The organism is Cognataquiflexum rubidum, assembly GCF_022538115.1.
GTDB lineage: Bacteria > Bacteroidota > Bacteroidia > Cytophagales > Cyclobacteriaceae > Cognataquiflexum > Cognataquiflexum rubidum.
On the sequence record NZ_JAKZAL010000016.1, the window covers coordinates 57,900 to 76,451 of the forward strand.

Genomic DNA, 18,552 nt, shown 5'->3' on the forward strand with positions numbered 1-18,552 from the left:
TAATATTTTAGAGAATGATTACCCTTATTTCCCCTGCAAAAACACTTGATTTAAGTTCATCCGAATTCCCCGTTTATTCACAGCCTGATTTTCAAAAGGAAACATTTGAATTGGTAAGGATAATGAAGAAAAAATCTATCGGAGATATCCAAGATCTCATGGGAATCAGCGAAAACCTAGCCGTCTTGAATAAGCATAGATATATGGATTTTCAAGAAAGTTTTGAAATCCAAAATTCAAAACAGGCGCTGTTGGCATTCAAAGGCGACGTGTACATGCAGCTGGATGTTGAAAATTATTCGCAGGAAGATTTTGATTTTGCCCAGGAGAAACTGAGAATATTGTCAGGATTATATGGGTTGCTCAAACCCTTGGACCTCATTCAGCCATACCGTCTCGAGATGGGAATCAGGCTGGAAAATAAAAAGGGAAAAAACCTTTATGAATTTTGGGGAACAAGAATCGCAAAAGCCATTAATGAGGCTGCAAAAGGTGAACCTATAATCAACCTTGCTTCTCAAGAATATTTCAAAGCTGTGGATATTCAATCTTTGAAAACGAAAGTAATTACCCCTATTTTCCAAGAATACAGGAACGGAAAGTATGAAGTAATTGGATTGTTTGCCAAGAAAGCCAGGGGAATGATGACAAATCATATTATCAAAAACAAAATCAACGATCCCGAAATGTTGAAGACTTTCAATGAAGGGAAATACGAATGGATAGGGGAAGAGGAGGATGGAATCTGGAGATTTGTCAGGTAATATTTTGATTTTTTATCTCCGTTAAAAAAAGTCAGCAATCATGCAAAAAAGAGCATAATTACGCATAAAATACTTTTTAATGTTTTTTAAATAAAAAAAAATGTATTTTATATACATAAATACTTTTTTTTAATTGTAGAAATGCATAGATTTGGTTCAAAGTCTCTCACGATTCTTTACCTATCTCGCAAATGAAAAGTTTTCTTAATTATCTGATCCCATTCATGGTGCTCATTGCTATTGGCCAAAGGTCGTTGGCAATGGGTTTGGAAAAAGAACTTTTCCTAAAACCTGAATTTGATGCTGAACTTTTTGTCAACCAAACAAATGAGTTTGGAATTGTTGGGCCGGAAGAGCTTTGTCTTTATTATGGAAGTAACATAGGAGAATTTTTTGGAGGAGGTTTAGTTACTGATGTTTTCAAATGGAAAATAATCAAAGCTGATGGGAGTGTGCTGGTAGATCGTGAAGGTGGATTTCAGACCTTCAGTCATACTTTTTCTGAAGTAGGGGTTTATGAAATACAACTTAATATTAGAAGGGGTTTGAATGAGGTTTTTTCCGGAACTAGGCAAATTGTAATCAATAAAGGTGCTGATCCTGTAATTGAAAATACTTACCTCCTATGCAATGGCAGCAGTACTATACTTACATTACTTGATCCGAACACTCCAAATCTTGGTGCTTATCAGGTGAAATGGATGGACAGTTCGGGTCAAATCGTTGGAACTACAAACAGTATTCAGGTAGATCGGGCCGGAAAATATACTGCTGAGTTTTTTTCACTAAATGAAATCGGTTTGGAAGTTTGCCCCTTTTCTGTTTCCACATATGTGTATGAGTCTAAAAATTACAGTTTAACAATAAGTACTCCACAGGTTTGTAATGGGGGCACTGTAGTTACTGTTTCTGCTGGAAATTCAATTTTTGGCAACTGGTATTACAAAAAAAGAGATGGCAATGAAAAAGTATTTCTTGGACAAGGTTCCAAGAAGGAAATCATAAGTACCCGAGATTTACAGGGAGAAGGAGAATATGACATCATTTTTGAAGTAGATAACACTTATAACAATTTCTGTAAAGCATCCGAACAGATTGGACTTAAGGTAAACCAAACAGCAGATGTGAGCCTTAGTTTTGAAAATCAGACGACTAATTGTGGGTCAGATGATGGAGTGCTATTGGTAGTAGCTTTGACTGATTTGGACTTACTTAGGGTAAGGAGGAATGGGATTGAAATCGCAAGATTTGAAAATCTTGTAAAGGGTCAGGAAATGAGGATTCCGGGATTATCGCCCGGTTTGTATACCGCTTCAGCTGCATTTAGCGGATGTTCAAGGACCAGAGCGGCAGTAATTCCGTTGGCAAATCCTCCGGCGGATATGATATTTAATTTAGTGGAAGTTATTGGTGAAACCTGCAACGATTCAGGCAAAGTTGATGGGCAGATAAAAATAAAGATGAATGACACAAGTTTCATTGGTTCATTCAGACTATTGAGCACTTCCGGGGCTGTTATAAAATCAGGAACAGTGGATAGTCAAAATATTTTTTCCATTTATGCTCCCGCAGGAAATTATTTTCTTGAAATAAGTAATGATGAAGGGTGCGTATTTCCCCGACCTCAGAGAATCACAATAGGTAGCAAAGGTCAAGTGGTATTTGCCGCCCCCGAAAGGTTGACAGTGTGTGAATATTTTGATTTTACTCCTACAACCAATCAAAATCTGGAGTTTACTCTTACTTATCCTGATAACTCCCAAGCGACCAAATCTAGCGGTGAGTCTTTTAGATTGGATCAATCTGGAGAATATATCCTTTTGGGATTGGAGAAAGATTCCCAAGGTGGGTTTTGCCCAAGAGAGACATCTATTTTTGTTACCGTCACCAATCAAGTCCAATTTGAACCTGAATTGATCTCAAGAGATTGTTTTGGCAATAGACAATATAAAGCCAATTTATTCGGGGCAGATCCCAGTAAATTTTATATCAAATGGATCAATGAAATTGGCCAGGTTGTAGGAACTGAGGAATTTTTATTTCCGGTTTCATCAGGAGAATTCAAACTCGAGGTACGGCCGGTAAATTCAGAGGCTTGTCCAATCCCAACAAAATCTTTTATTATCGAGGCGCCTGTCTTAGCTGTGGATGTGACTTTGCAGGCTACAGTTCTTTGTAACGGGGGCAATGCTGAAATATCTTTGGACACCGACTTTCAAGAGGTAAAAACAATCTATTGGATATACATAGGCCCAACGGGTGAAAGTATGGTTTTGGATCAATCCGAAAATAAAACCAGCATTTCTGTCACCAATCCGGGAACATATGAAGCAGTGGTCTATAATGACTTAGCTTGTGAAATCGGGAGAAACCTGATTACTATTACGGAAAATAATGCCAAGGCTGATTTTGAGGTTCCTGAGCGATTGGTGATTTGTGATTATTTTGAATTGATTCCGGACAGTGCATTGGAATTGATGTTTACAATCATCAGTCCAGATGGAGAAGTTGGGATTTTCCAACCCGGCGAAAAAATCCTTTTTTCCCAAAACGGAGAATATACCATTACATCCCAAAGCGTAAACCCTAATTCCTATTTGTGCCCAGTATCGAAAAAAATTGAAGTTGTAGGGAACAGTCCTATAAGTTTTGAGCCAAAATTATCTGAACAAACCTGTGGTGGAAAACTTATTTTTGAAGCCTACCTGTTTGGTAAGTCGGCCGCGGAAGTTGATGTTTTTTGGTACAATGAGTTGGGTGCTCTTGTTGGAAATGAGCAATTCCTGACGCCGGAGACATACGGAATATTCACACTTGAAGTAAGGCCAAAGGGCAGCTATCCTTGTCCTGCACCAAATTCCAAAGAGTTTGAAGTGATCAAGCCAATAATTGCAGTAGAAGGAAGTTTATCTGCCACGCCGTTTTGTTCAGAAGGGGAAAATGTCACAGTTTCTCTTGAAGCAAATTTTGGATTGGTTTCCAAAATCCAATGGTATTACAGGGATTTCAACGGAAATTTGGTTTTGCTTAAGAATTTTAACGGCCAAAGAGAAATCGTTGTCTCAAAAGAAGGCACGTATGAAGTTGAAATTTTCAATAAACTGGGTTGTACTGTTGGAAAAGATGTCCTCATGGTGATGAGAAGTATGGATGAAAGCAGGCCTCAGGTGGAGGAAACGTACCTGATTTGCCCTTCTTTGGGTTCCGATCAAGGTATCAACCCAGGTAATTTCCAAAAATATGAGTGGGTTTTAAATGGAAGATTGTTGAGTGAAGAGGCTGTTTTTTCACCTACCGTAGGTGGGAAGTATATACTTACAGTCACTAATTCTGATGGTTGCACATTCAGTACAGCATTTGAGGTTTTGGTGGAATGTAAGGTCCAAGTTATCCATACGACGGGAATGAGCACGAAGGATTCCCAACGGCCATTTAGGGTCTATTCCAATCCATTGGTGAATGAAGTGGGGGTGTGGATTTATAATAATTGGGGGCAATTGGTCTACCAATGCAGCAAACAAAATCTAACCGCGGGCAATGAACTCTGCGAATGGTATGGGGATTTTAACGGGCAGACTATAGAAACCGGCACTTACGCCGTGAAGATAATTTACAAAAACAATGTTGAAAATATTACCAAATCCATTTGGAGTTCGGTGACGGTCGTAGATTAAGCAAAACACAAACCAGAGATTTTTAAGGTTGGATAAGGTTCCTCAAAAAGGTATTTCTATAAATTACCAACCGGTGTTAATGTTGTATTTTTTTTGATAGAGATAGAATTATTGGGTAAAAATTCCTATTCCTATATTTTTTTATAAAAGGGCATCGCTATACCTGAAATTTTTTATATTTTCCGTCTTTATTAAAATCAACCCAATTTAAAAGTCAATTAAAACCTTTTAAACCCAATCAATATGAACGAAAATATCAATAAGACAGCATTATTCAATGCGAGCTGCTTTGCCCTCATTACGACTGCTTTTACCTTTGCCATCCGCGCGGGGATCTTGCCTCAGTTGGGAGACCAGTTTGGCCTGACCGCCGAACAGCTCGGATTCATCAACTCCATGTGGTTTCTGGGCTTTCCGATCTCCATGATCTTGGGCGGGCTTTTCTACCACACCATCGGTCCCAAAATCATCATGCAAATCGCATTTGTTGCCCATACATTGGGTATCGTTTTGACGATCTATGCAGGCGGTTACACCGGGCTTTTGATTTCTACCTTGTTTATCGGCTTTGGTAACGGCTGTACAGAAGCTGCCTGTAATCCAATGATTGCGGATATGTATTCCGGCATTAAAATGAACAAAATGCTCAACAGGTTCCACATGTGGTTTCCCGGCGGTATAGTTTTGGGAAGTTTGATATCCAAATTCATGACAGATTTTGGAATGGGATGGCAAATGCAAATGTGGGTATTGATGATTCCTACTTTGATCTATGCATTCCTGTTTTTCGGAAAGGCATTTCCAAAGCCTACTGTGGAGGGTGTTACGTCCATTTCCAGTAATTTGAAGGCAATGTTCTCTCCGGTCTTCATTTTCTTATTTTTCTGTATGGCTCTTACTGCTATTTCCGAATTTGGACCACAGCAGTGGGTAAACGTTGTCATGAGTGCAAGTGGCGCAAGCGGAATGCTTATCCTAGCTTTGACAACCGGTATTATGGCTGTCGGCAGGTTCTTCGCAGGACCGGTAGTTAAGTCGCTCGGTCAGACAGGTGTGCTACTTGGAGGTGCTATTTTCGCAACTTTAGGTATCTACATGTTTAGCACTGTAACAGGTTCCATGTCTTATTTTGCAGCGGTAATTTTCGCCATAGGCGTTTGTTATTTCTGGCCTGTCATGGTTGGGGCTGTTGCCCAAAGAGTGCCGTTGAGCGGAGCTTTGGGAATGTCAATTATCGGTGGTGTGGGTATGTTCTCCACTGCCATCTTCCAACCTATCATCGGTAGATGGATAGATGACTCAAGGGCGGATCAAACTGCTTTGGGCTTGGCAGGTGATGCACTTGAATTGGCAGCAGGTCAGGCAACTTTGCTCAAAATGGTGATGTTCCCGGCAATATTGATCGTTTTGTTTACGATCTTCTTTATTTGGCAGAAAAACTCAAAAGCCGCCGCAGGCGCTGCGACACATTAAATACTCCAAAGCAGTCCGAAAGGGCTGCTTTTTTTTTGTCTTTTGTTTTGTAAATTCCATCATGAAAAAGTTGGTATTTATTTTCTTCTTTTTGGGTTCTCTGGTTCCCGGTTTTGCTCAGGTCAATGGCCCAATCAAATTGTCAGAAAACAAGAGGTTCTTGGGCCAATCTGACGGCTCTCCTTTTTTTTGGATGGCGGATACTGCTTGGGAATTGTTTCATAGAACTGATAGGTCAGAAGCTGAATTCTATCTTGATACAAGGGTATCTCAGGGATTCAATGTTGTTCAGGCTGTAGCCTTGGCAGAATTGGATGGGTTAAATTCACCAAATTCCTATGGGGAAATGCCCTTTAGCTCGATTACACCTTTGGTCTTCAATGAAAAATATTGGGAGCATGTGGATTATATCATTGATCTAGCTGCGAAAAAGGGAATCCATATAGCCCTTCTTCCTACTTGGGGTGACAAGCTGTATAAAGACAGTTGGGGAATGGGCCCAGAAATATTCAATGAAGAGAATGCCTACACTTATGGAAAATGGATCGGAGCAAGGTATGCAGGAAAGAAAAACCTGATTTGGGTTTTGGGAGGCGACCGCAATCCCCGAAAAGACGCTGATGATGTGTCAGTCTGGAATCAGATGGCAAAAGGAATCCAAGCTTCAGCCAAACCGGATAATCCGATTTTGATGACTTTTCATCCACAGCCAAACCGTCCTGCAGGTTCTTCGACATGGTTCCACCAAGAGGATTGGCTGGATTTCAACATGCAACAAACGGGACATTGCCCCAATCAACCTACTTACAGAATTATCAGTCATGATTACGGACTCCTTCCCACTAAACCGACTCTTGACGGTGAACCGCTCTACGAAGAACATCCCAATTGCTTCAATGCCAAGGAACTGGGCTATAGCAACCCGGATGATATCCGAAGAATCATGTATTGGAATGTTTTTGCAGGAGGGGCGGGACAGACATATGGATGCCATGCGGTCTGGCAGATGTTTACTTTGGATCGACAGCCGGTCAATGCACCATTGAGACCATGGAAAGTTTCTCTGGATCTCCCTATGGCCAATCAGGTCAAGCACCTCAAAAATCTTATGCTTTCAAAACCGTATTTCACCAGAATTCCTGATGATGTCATGGTGATTAGCAAGCAAGAAGATGATGAGCATTTTGTCATAGCCACAAGGGATCCAGAAGGATCTTATTCGATGGTTTATTTTCCTACCGGAAAAAGCGTGGAAGTAGATTTTTCTAAAATGAAAAATAGAACTCTGAAAGCCAATTGGTACGACCCGAGGACAGGTGTTAGTTTTCCTTATTCAGGAACTGAATTGGTCAAAGGAAAAAACACTATCAAAGCCCCTTCGAATGGAAAGGGTCAGGATTGGGTATTGGTGGTGGAGTGAGTAACACCTAAATAAAAAATAAAACTATATATTGTCAAATTCCTTTCAATTTACTAGGATTCCTCGAGGTATGGAAAATTCTGGATATAGTTATTTGGTCTTTTGAAAATCTATAAATGACCTTAAAGCTCCAGACAATTAAAAATCTATATTCAGTTTTTTTATGGGATAACAATGGCTCTAATGTCCCCATTTCAGGAGAAGATTCAAGGAGCGTTATTTTCTCTAATATTTTATTTAAGACTATTTCAGCATATGAAAGGCCTTGTTCTTTGCGGATATAATTAATGGCTCTTTCTAATTGACCAAATGCTTTATTTGTCCAGATTATTTTAGCAATTCCCGTGATTTATTGGTTACTTCTTCATGACTTAATACTTCACCCTTTTCTTCCTCCAATTCGGATTCATCGATGTCCGCAAGTAAAGAAAGTTGCTCGTAAACGTCTTCCAGTGTTGATTCAGGTGTCAATCGCTCGGCAATTTGAATCAGATATTTTTTTAAAACAGGATCTTTCATACCTAAATTTATCACAAATAGATGAAATTAACATTAACAATAAATGATAATAAGAAAGATTATAACAAACCTGTCCCCTCCTCCAAACTCACGTCATAAAACTTAGGAGAAACTCCAAATCTGGATTCAAAAGCAGGTTGGATGCTTTCTTTGAGGGATTTGAGTTTTGCTTTTTCGACAATATTGATGGTGCAACCACCGAATCCACCTCCCATCATTCTGCTGCCCAAGACGTAATCCTGTTCCTTGGTGAAATCAACCAAAAAATCAAGTTCAGGACAGGATACTTCGTACAGTTTGGAAAGCCCTTCGTGGGAAGCATACATTTTTTCTCCAAAACCCTTTAAGTTATTCTGGTCTAATAATGCTGATGCTGCCACTACCCTGTTGTTTTCTTCAATGATGTATTTACACCTGTCGTAAACTGTTGGGCTGATGTCAGCTTGGACAGTATCCAAGAGTGCCAAATCCATGTCTCGGAGGGATTTTATGTTTGGATTATTTTTTTTGGCCGCTAGGACACCTTCCTGACATTCCTGTCTTCTTTTGTTATAGGCAGAATCTGCCAAGGAATGCTTCACACGTGTATCAATCAGCAAAATGCTGTGATCAGGCAAGTTCAGAGGAAAATATTGGGAATCCATTGACCTGCAATCCAAGCGGATGACATGGCCTTTTTTGCCCATCACTGAGGCAAACTGGTCCATAATTCCACACTGAACACCTGCAAAAACATGTTCTGCCTTTTGAGCATAATGGATCAATGAGCGGTTTGGAATATGAAAGCCAAACAAAGTATTCAAAGCAAATCCGACAGCGGCTTCCAATGCCGCAGAAGAAGAAAGTCCTGCACCCACTGGAATATCCCCGCCAAAAACCATATCAAATCCCTGAACAGCATATCCGGCTTGTTGCAATTGGGCAGTGACTCCCATGATGTAAGTCGCCCAATGGCCTTTTTTTGGACCAAAAGAATCAAGATTGAAAGCAAATTCCTCCTCGAAATCGATTGAATAAACCTTCGCTTGTCGGGTACGGTTGGCAGCGATGGCGACAATCATCTTTTTATCTATGGCTGCCGGCATCACAAAACCCTCATTGTAATCTGTGTGCTCGCCGATCAGGTTGATCCTTCCCGGAGAATAAACGGTCAAAGGTTCTTTTTGAAACAATTCCTTGAAGGTGGATTCTATTAGTTTTTTCATATTTCATGCAATAAAACTAATACATTTATCGAATAAAAATATCTTTTTACCAATATCAACTGCTAATCCATTCTTATGGAAGTTGCTTCTTTTTGAAAATATCCCAGACCATAAGATACTTTAATTGCTTCACCTTTTTTCCAATTGATCTTCTCCTTACCTGATGTCAATCCGGATTTTGTATAGCTTAAATTTCCGACGAAAGTATCAGAGTAAGGAAACTCTTCTTTGAGTGTAACTGAGATGCTTTCTCCTTGCTCATTTTTAACCCAAACAGAAACGCTTTCTGTTGTATTTGGGTCAAAATTTAGTGGTGCAACCAATCGAATTTCAAGTTTATTTTTAGAATCTGTCGACAGTTCCAAATGAGTATAATGATTTGCCGAGTAGGCCATACTTACATTGAAAGCAGTATTGAATTGAACCCAACCTTCTGTCCAACCCAAATTCCCTACTTCGGGATTATTGGGATAGTGGAAGGATTTTGGGGAACCATCGAATACAAATTTTACATCCTCAAGCAAGCCATAGCCACCTAGGTGGGCATTGTACCAGCCTAAATCCACCCCTTCGATCTCTTCCGGTCCTCGATGTGAAAAATGTCTTCCCACAGGATTTCTTCCAAAAGCATTGTCAAAATGAGCCCATGCCAAAACTTCCAACCTTTCCAACAAGGTTTTATCCTCAATCATAGACATGGCAGAAAATAACGCGGCAGGAAACCCAAGGATATTTCCTGTTTCATTCCAGCTCGGTGGCACCCAATCTTCATCATCAGAATATTTTCTAAAATCCCAATAATTGTCTGATCTCGAAACAACTACTTTGGCCCATTCTGTCACTTTTTCTTTCAAACCTTGAGGAACTCTGTCGGGAAAGTTATTCTGAAAATAAGCAAATGCCCTCATGGTCATATGTTCTGACATTCTTTGGCCCTTGGTCACCAGCGGATCCTTCCAATCGAGATTTTGGATCATCCAATCCATTTGGTTGTAAGCTGCTTCGAAGTATTTCTCAGCATCTTTACCTCCAGTTTTCTTTGTGACATCGTACATCATCAAATTCGGAATCACCGAATAGCCGGGAGGCATTTCTCCTTTGGTAGTTCCCAATTGGGTTTTTAGCGCCAACAAATTATGCTCAGGACTGAGATCATATTGTGAAGTTGAACTTGGTTTGACAGTGGATTTCTCCCATTTTTCAGTCAGGTAATTATGAACGATATCGAAATTTTGTTGTGGGAGCCATTTTTTCAAATATGGCCAGGCATACAGAAAGTGAGCGAGTTCAGCCTTTTGCATTTCATGTTCCAATCCTTGGGATATTTTTACATCTACATCCCAATGAATAAGTTTGATGATGTCAGGAGCATCGTTACTGTAAGGATCTAATGCGCCCCAAAGTCCTTTGTATTCCGGAGAAAAACTTGAATTTGGCACATAAGAGATAGTTCGGTCTATCCTTTCATAAGCTTCAGGATTGGACAAATACATGGCAACCATCCCTTGCAAAGCCCAATTGAAAAAATCCCCATCCCGCCATTCAAAAGACAGCGGTCTGATCAAATCGGTGGTGCCAACATAATGTCTTGCCCCAATCATAAAATCGATCATGTTGCGGTAAGTCACCCGCTCCAGCCAATTTGGTCCTATCCGAAAGGGGAATGATTCTTCTTGACCGGACCCTATGATAAATTCCTCAGAAGAAGTGGGATTGAACTCAGAGAAATCCCCTTTTCCTTTTTCAATAATTCCTGAGTACAGCACTTTTCTATCCTTAGCTTGCATGATTTCAAAAGGAGTTTTATCTGCAAGGTTTGGAGCAGAAAAGCGCTTGGGACGTCCCAGGTTATAGCCACTTTGGTTGACTAGGATTTTTTTGACCTCGGTTGCGGTAGAGTCTACATATTGCTGACCATAGGCGGCGATTTCGGAAATGGTCACCGGGGAATCTCCTTGAATCCACAACCGAATCCTATCGGTAAGGATAGGTTTATCAAAGATGATTGATACCTCAAGGGAGGCGTTGGAAGAGATTTCTCTGACGTTTCTCCATGAACCGTTGAGAATTGTCTGAACTTTGAAATCTGAAATCACTGAAGCCCCTTCCGGCATTAGGATACTCAGTTCGGTTATCTCAGTGGCTCCGGGCAGCTTGAGCATCAGCCAAGTTTCACCTATTCCTGCAGCATTTTTCCAAGAGTTTTCCACTCCAGGCTTCCCATCGATTGCCTTTGATGGTTCAAATCCTGGCTGTGAAGAACTGGCTGTGGCCGTGCCCGTCAGCGAAAGGTTGTTTTTTTGCTGGCCCATTACCCGTTGGTTAAAAGCCAATGAACTTAACAGAATGACTGAAGCAACTTTTACCCATTTGGTAGTTTGTGTTTTCATGTATTTTTAATGTGAAATGGTTCTTTGACTGGGTTGTAAATCGAATAAGTTTTTTAAGGCTTTGTTTCTAAAGTAAATTCAAAGATCACTAAACCAAAAGCCGGAACAGATGCAGTCCATTCTTCAATTGTTTTTTGCTGCACTATCGTATTTCCACTGTGATCAAGAACTTTCACTCCAGAGACCCTCGCTCCTTCCAAAGCAAAAAAGTCTATTTCCAAATCCGCATTTACGATTTCATTTTCCTGGTTGAGCAGCGTTATCCATAACTTATCCCCTTTTTCGCTGGAAGCAACCACATATTCGATGGATGGGTTGGAAACAGACACGGCATCAGGTACCATTTTCAGGACTGCCTTTTCGCCAAAAATTTTTCCTGCTTCAAAACCATAGCTTTGGTGTGGACCTACTTTTGGCGTAATAAATCCTCTCGGGAAGATTATCTTTCCATTTGATCTCATTTCAATTTCTGCCAAAAGATAATCTGTAATCCAACCTATTTGCCACCAAGCATGGTGGGGGAAGGGTCCTGGTCCATTGTCCATTGCTTTCCAGTAATAAGATGCTACACCGGTTTTTTCATCTACAAAAGCATGTCTTCCAATCGCCGCCGAACGGGCCATATCTGCAAATATACGTTCACCGGTAAGTTGATGCATCCGGATAAACATGCCTGCATGACTTGCCAAAAGAATCGGTCCATGGAAATTTGCTGAACCTAGGGTTCCCCCATGCTCAAAACTCAATCCTGCTTGGGCTATCTCCCAATCTTGAACTTGCTTTCCATTAACTGTTTTGGTTTCTTGGCTTGGAATGGGATGGGTGTAAATGTAGGTGGTGTAAATCTTTGCAGCCTGAATAGCAGCATCCTGATACTTTTCCTCTCCCGTCAAGTCAAAAAGATCCAAAAAAGCCTGTGCTGTCTGACCTGTAGCAAAATCCGGGGCATACCTCATATCCCCACAAACCCCCAAAAAACTTCCGTTTTTGACTCCGTTTTCAAGATACCAATCCGCACCTCGGATGGCTGCATCCAGATATTTTTGATCCTTCAAAATCCGGTATGCCACCAATAATCCATAGAAAGTCGGCCTAAAATCCTTCAATTCTAGGAATATTTCTTCTTCCTCTCTGCTGTAAGCTACTGCCCAGCTCCCGTCTTCTTTTTGCCAATCCAAAAGCAAATCAGCTCCAAGATTGAGTCTGTTTTTCAGTTCCTCATTTTCCGGTTCGAATAGAAGGATATTACCAATATCCAGCATGATGTAATAAGTCAAGGCAATTGGTTCTACCATTTTACCCCATTCTTCCACAAAAATTTTGGGCTTCGAAAGAAAATACTGCCCAATTGCAGCACCCTGAAAAAATCCCTCGGAAGTTTGTTGTTGGGCCAATTTGAAATTAAGAGCAAAGGGTAACACTTTTTCCTTTAAATAAGAACTGCCTGTGGCATTTGCCAGCATCCACATAGCTCCATAATCGGCGTTTTTCATAGCATCTTTGTCAGAACCGACTACGCCGCCGAGATAGGCTTGGGCACCGATTTTAACCCCCTCGAAATTTTCAATTCTCCAAAGGGAAGTGACCGGATCCGTAAGGTAACCATACATATCATTCAATCTGCTGCTTAAAGACTGACTGTTTTTTCTCAGTCGTAATCCTTTTTCAAATTCGAAAACATTATATACTGCATGATTTAAGGTCTCAAACCAATCGCGATCGGATAAGCTAAACCTAAAGCCAAATTCTACGGATTCCCCTTTTTTCCGCTCAGACTCATATTGCCCCAATACGGGGTAATAGAGTGAGGGTGTAAGCTCTGAATTCCGGTTCATATGGGATAATCCCACATTCCAGTCATAGTGCGTCAGCTGATCTTTTTTCCATGGATCTCTTCCCAATTCGGGGTTGGAGATAAGAGCCAAGGTAAATCCAAGCTTTGAACTGATGATTGGACTTAAGGTAGTGGTCGTCTTTTCGCTGAAAATAATGGGGGAGGAGGGAACTCCATTTCCATATCCGTATCCCAAAACCAGATTACTTTCTAATTTATTTCCGTGAAAGTATCCGGGAACTGTTGCCCACTCTAAATCGGCCTCTGGAATGGTAAGGAGAGTCGGGCTACTTAAGGAATAGTAACCGTCTCGTGAAACTTCAAGGTTTTCCTCAATGAGTATGTCTTGAGGATACTTCGGGTCAAGGCTCCAAGTAATCATTACCGTACCCCAATCTGTTTTTTCCTTGAATTGGACCTTGTTCTCTCCAATTTGTTGGGCTTCGTCGGGAAAGAACTCAATAGTTTCTCCCGCAGTATTGAGGGCTACTGGATTGACTTGTTCCTTCCAATGTTCAGTTTGGTACTTATAAATTTCTTCGGGGAATTTCTGTCCTGTGGTGGTCTGGTAAGGCTGCTCGGATCTTTCTTCAGGCCTGGTTTCAGCCCTGATCAAGGTGTATTTCCCCGAAGTATTGGGTAGGGTTTGCCATTTTCCTTCCACCTTGATGGCAACCTCACTGATTTTATAACCTTCTTCTCTAAGTTCCCAGCCGATTTTCAAATGGTCATTTTCCAAAATAAAATCTGGTTCCTTTTGTAAAAGGGAACAAGAAAAAAGAAGGCTAAGCAACAGGCAATTAATTAATTGTTTCATAGTTTTTGGGTTGAAAAGGCGCATGATTTAAGTGATGGCTTTCTTAAAACTTATATTTTTCACTAATCTCCTCCTTACCTTGAAGGTTTGAAGCGGAAAACCAAAAGGAACTTCCTTCTTTCATTTCCTTGATGGGAATGGTAAATTCAAAAGGATAATTTTCATCTATTTGGTTTTTGACACTGCCATTCTTATCCTCGTAAAACAGGGTAACGCTAGAAAAACGGGAGTCATCCTCCTGTAGATAAAAATAAGCCCTTCGGTCGTATTCACCCAGGTTGATAACCATGACACGGGCCCTTCCAAAATCAAATTCATGAAGGCTATTATTGGATGGTATTCCTTTGGCCAAGATTTTTTGTTGAAAACCTACCTTTGGCGAAAGCCCCTCCACTTTAACTGCTGTAATTCCATTGCCAGGCACCTCTACCTCAAAGGTAGAAGCACCTTTTGGTGAGGCTTTTCCGTCCTCCCAATTTTCTATATTTCCAATAGAACCCGTTGTCCAATCAGGATTGATCATTACAGTGGCTTTCACAACATCCTTTGACTGATTGGTAAATGCCAAATAAAGTCCGGACTCATTGTACCCGGCGATGTAGTTTAATTGAGGGTGTGAAACTGTCAATAAATTTTTGGGCATCCACAGTTGGACACCTTCCTCATCATAAAACTTTCCGGGTTGACTGCCATACAATTTATTTTGTAAATAAGCATATCCCTCCATGTATTCGGAAGGAAAATCAATTTTCCCCTTAGACCTGACAAATGCATCAGTGACCAAATAATCGAGTAACATACTGGCCATGGGAAGGATATGGTTATAATGAAAGGAATTTACGCTCAAAGCTTTATGCTCGCGTAGGGGGTAATCGGCTTTTTCATAGGCTGTAGTCCTTGCTGTATTGATATGGTAACCGGGGAAGTTTTGATAGCGTCCTATAATGGCTGACTTTGCTACTTCCTTTAAAAATATATCATCAGCGTAATACCCCAAACGCAACATCCATGGGGCATAATTGGCCATAAATATGGCACGGTGACCTTGACTGGTTCCTGAAGATTCAGCGGTCAGTCCGATTTCGGAAAGCCGCCATGCTTCGACTTTTTCTTCCGGAAAATACATCTGCTCATGCCCTTTTGATTTTAGATACCAATAAAGAGGTGCTTTTCCATCCTTATTGACCAAAATACTGGTATCCGGAATTGAGGGAGACATCCAAGTAAACATGGTATATCTACGAGCTCCATCTTGCGCTGCCTTAAGGTATTTTTTGTCTTGAGTGATCTCATATAATTCTGTTAATTCTACCCATTTAGGGGTGAAAGCATTCCAAAAAAATAATCCAGGGGCATCAGAATCTTGAAAATCAGTTTGCTTGATTTCAATCCTTTTTTGGATGTATTCATCCGCTCCGGTTATTGCCAATTTGAGAAACTTCTCCTCCTGGGTGGCCTTATAAATTTGCAGGGCATTGACCCAAGAATCTCCCTTTTCTGCTACATCCAAGTTACGGATACGACTCCTTGCAAACTCCTTTTTTGCCAATTCCAGAAAAAAAACATTGGATTGGCCTAGAATATTATACAGAGAAGTGAGTTCGGAAACCGGCGCTATTGGACCAGTCATACTCCTGGAAGGATGCTGGATTTTTTGTTTGGCGTCAAGCGAAAAAAGAAATTTCTCTCTGGACAACATGTACTCCAAGGTAGGATAAGCTCTTTGTTCAAACATCACCGAATCATCCATCACAATGACCAATTCCAAAGGATTCAAACTCGAGACATTTTTTACCGCACCCGGAACATCCGTGGAATAAGCAAAACCCTTTAATGAATCTACAAACCAAGCATAATCGGACATGGAATAGTCCACCATATTTTCAAATGTCTGGTTCAATGAAACCGTTTCATTTTTTCTGTAATCTTTAAACCCAAAGTCACTTCTTGCAATATTTTCAAAAGCTTCGTGGATTTCTCCGGGTTCAATTACCATGAAAGATTTAAATTGAAAAGTATCTCCAACCTTCATCTGGGATCCCTCTCCTCCTGGCACCGGGGCAAATAATTGGGGCTGGGCTTTTCCCTCCTCATTTCTAACCATAACCCCAAACCGACTATTTGTTGGTAACGGTAGAGGATCAAAAGGGAATTCTTCAGATGCAGCCATTACCCCAATGGAATGGGTTCCATCATGGACCAAAGCGGTAGGAATCGGACAGCGAAAAGCCAACGTCATTACTGGGCTTTCCGGAAATCTTTTTTCCTGCCAGATCAGCGGCTGCCATATTTCCTTCACCTGGGAAAGCATAAATTCGGGAGCACCGGTATAACCCACCGAAAAGAAACCGTCTTTTTTCGGTGTGATCCGAAACGTGATAGATGGATGTCTGCCTTCCAAATCAGAGACTTCGGCTGAAAAATTAAAAAATTCATGATCGTCAAAAATCATCTGAACCGTGCCTTCCTTCATTTCCAAAGATGCCGCATTGATAGGAAACACCTTACCTGCATTAAATGGATTGGAGCTTCTTTTGGCTGCCTCTCCTTCCAAGATAGTATCATCAAAACCATCTCCTACTGAGCTTTCACTTCTTTTTACCTTTCCAAGATCTGCACTTTTTCCCTTATAAGCCGTCCAGGTTATGATGTTATAAGGAACCCCCGCTATTCCGGCTGGCCTCATGGCCATATCCGGATTCTCTTCACTGTAAATGATTGAAAAAGAAGGCTGAAACTGGTAGGTGATTCCGTTCCTGAGGATGATTATCTGGTTATTTTCTACATGAACTTTGTCATCTTTCCCGGAAGTACAGCTTAAAATTGATAATACAATAAAGGCAATCGAGACTTTTGAAATACTATTCATTGTTGAAAGGATCGTTTTAGCGTTTATTGAATTTTTACCAAGCAACCTGACATTGAAGCTTTGCCTGCAGACTTTTTGTTTTCATTGTTGATTTTCATAATCAAACCTTACTTTGAATATCTCATTTATAGTATGTCAATATCTAACATAGGCCGGATCAAAAAACAAGGGAATGTCTCCTGCCTGACTGGCTTCGATAAGATCTTCTGTATTATTTTCAAAAACACCCAACTCCCAGCTATCCCGCCAGGTAATTAAAAATTTATCATCTTCAATAGTTACCGGGAGCCATACATGCCTGCTATCAATTGGATTTTCAGGTTTATTGATGTCAAAAATTGCGATGTAGGCATCTTTCCGTCCCATAACAGGAAGTATAAATGTAGATTGACCACCATACGTTTTTTCTTTCCCAAGACCATTTTCAGGATTCACTCCCCGGCATGGATTGCCTTGCGATATCCAGGGTCCTGTCAGTGATTTACTTGTAAAGTATCTCGCAGGATTAGGATCCCAACCTGTTGATCCTGATCCTAATAAATGATAGATTCCATTTCGTTTAACAATTGCAGGTGCCTCTGTCTTTTCTGTGATACCTTCGCAAATTTCATATTCTCCTTCGGGCAAAAAGTAATCATCACTCATTTTGCCCACCACAAAAGCTTTATCCGGCTTTCTTACAGTAAGATGATAAAGGTCTCCGTTCTCCTCCTGAAACATAGCGAAATCCCCGGAGCCACTCAAAGAGCCGGCACCCAGAAATTTGTGACTGTAAACGAAGGGTCCCGAAGGGCTATCGGATGAGGCAACGCCCACATAGCCTGTAGTAACCCCTTCTCCCTTCAAATAAAGTTTAAAAAAGGCTACAAACTTTTTTGTTTTGGTATTGTAAACCACTTTGGGACGGTCAAAATTGCACTCGTATGCCAAGTCGTGACTATCATCATCGTAAACAAGAGATAGAACCAATCCCTTATCAGCCCAGTTGATCAAGTCATTTGAAGCATAACAATGAATGCCGCCATCTGCAAATGTTTTCTCAGAAAGTCCTTCGATTTTATGTGTTCCATACCAATAATAAACGCCTTTGTAGTGGAGAAGTCCACCTCCATGAGCATTGATCGGAACACCGTTGGTGTCTGACCAGATTTGAGCAGGTCGAAAATCGGTCTGTTTTAAATATTGTATCTGTGCCTGATTTAAACCGGGATAACTTATAAGAACGGCAAAAATTAAAATAGAGAGTAGTTTCATAGGTTTAAAACATTATTGTTTTTTGAATCTATTTCAGCGGTATCTGCACGTTGTGTGAATGCCCCAGTGTTTCGTTGACGGTACAAAGTAAGGCGACCAGTTTGCCATTTTCGAAGAAGGTTTGCGACCTTTCCAATGCTTCCAGCTTTTTGATTGATCCATCAGCCATTTTTACATTCAAATTGGAAACCAATGGGTTTTTGGCCAGTTTCCAATTTAGGCCATCGAGCGAATAGAAAAGAACAAGGCTTCGACCTGCATCTGTAAAATCGCCATTCATATTTTTGACAATAGCGTAAGTCTGTCCATATTTTTCTCCTAACTATCCTTGAG

At 40.7% G+C, this 18,552-nt stretch carries 12 protein-coding genes; 4 read left to right on the forward strand and 8 right to left on the reverse strand.

The features are described from left to right. Positions 1-14 precede the first annotated feature (14 nt). The 4 genes from yaaA to MMU05_RS16520 all read left to right on the forward strand — a co-directional run bounded on the left by yaaA (position 15) and on the right by MMU05_RS16520 (position 7,331). Positions 15-764 (forward strand): peroxide stress protein YaaA, encoded by a 750-nt coding sequence (gene yaaA, locus MMU05_RS16505; protein WP_241142781.1) that lies wholly within the window; start codon positions 15-17, stop codon positions 762-764. Between the two features lie 191 nt (positions 765-955). Further along, positions 956-4,438 carry a gliding motility-associated C-terminal domain-containing protein gene (locus MMU05_RS16510; RefSeq protein ID WP_241142782.1) on the forward strand — a complete coding sequence of 1,161 codons (3,483 nt, stop codon included), beginning with the start codon at positions 956-958 and terminating at the stop codon, positions 4,436-4,438. Between the two features lie 243 nt (positions 4,439-4,681). Continuing rightward, positions 4,682-5,911 (forward strand): MFS transporter, encoded by a 1,230-nt coding sequence (locus MMU05_RS16515; RefSeq protein WP_241142783.1) that lies wholly within the window; start codon positions 4,682-4,684, stop codon positions 5,909-5,911. Positions 5,912-5,972: 61 nt separating this feature from the next. After that, positions 5,973-7,331 carry a glycoside hydrolase family 140 protein gene (locus tag MMU05_RS16520; RefSeq protein WP_241142784.1) on the forward strand — a complete coding sequence of 453 codons (1,359 nt, stop codon included), beginning with the start codon at positions 5,973-5,975 and terminating at the stop codon, positions 7,329-7,331. 34 nt (positions 7,332-7,365) lie between these two features. Here the strand turns inward: MMU05_RS16520 and MMU05_RS23170 are convergent, their stop codons facing one another. The 8 genes from MMU05_RS23170 to MMU05_RS16555 form a co-directional block, all read right to left on the reverse strand. Then, positions 7,366-7,680 (reverse strand): type II toxin-antitoxin system RelE/ParE family toxin, encoded by a 315-nt coding sequence (locus MMU05_RS23170; protein ID WP_418884479.1) that lies wholly within the window; start codon positions 7,678-7,680, stop codon positions 7,366-7,368. Beyond that, positions 7,659-7,850: a hypothetical protein gene (locus MMU05_RS16525; RefSeq protein WP_241142785.1), complete on the reverse strand. Its 192-nt coding sequence runs from the start codon at positions 7,848-7,850 to the stop codon at positions 7,659-7,661. Before MMU05_RS16525 ends, MMU05_RS23170 begins: the two co-directional genes overlap by 22 nt. Before the next feature lie 59 nt (positions 7,851-7,909). Further along, a complete protein-coding gene (galK, locus tag MMU05_RS16530) occupies positions 7,910-9,055 on the reverse strand; it encodes a galactokinase (RefSeq protein WP_241142786.1) in 1,146 nt (381 codons plus the stop codon). 62 nt (positions 9,056-9,117) lie between these two features. Then, a complete protein-coding gene (locus tag MMU05_RS16535; protein WP_241142787.1) occupies positions 9,118-11,445 on the reverse strand; it encodes a discoidin domain-containing protein in 2,328 nt (775 codons plus the stop codon). A 53-nt stretch (positions 11,446-11,498) separates the two neighbouring features. Continuing rightward, a complete protein-coding gene (locus MMU05_RS16540; protein ID WP_241142788.1) occupies positions 11,499-14,096 on the reverse strand; it encodes a glycerophosphoryl diester phosphodiesterase in 2,598 nt (865 codons plus the stop codon). A 43-nt stretch (positions 14,097-14,139) separates the two neighbouring features. Further along, positions 14,140-16,965 (reverse strand): glycoside hydrolase family 88 protein, encoded by a 2,826-nt coding sequence (locus tag MMU05_RS16545; RefSeq protein WP_241142789.1) that lies wholly within the window; start codon positions 16,963-16,965, stop codon positions 14,140-14,142. A 135-nt stretch (positions 16,966-17,100) separates the two neighbouring features. Then, on the reverse strand, positions 17,101-18,219 hold the full coding sequence (locus MMU05_RS16550) for a family 43 glycosylhydrolase (RefSeq protein ID WP_241142790.1): 1,119 nt from the start codon (positions 18,217-18,219) through the stop codon (positions 17,101-17,103). A gap of 28 nt (positions 18,220-18,247) precedes the next feature. Further along, complete coding sequence (locus tag MMU05_RS16555) at positions 18,248-18,499, reverse strand: glycoside hydrolase family protein (RefSeq protein WP_241142791.1); 252 nt, start codon at positions 18,497-18,499, stop codon at positions 18,248-18,250. Between the last annotated feature and the right edge of the window lie 53 nt (positions 18,500-18,552).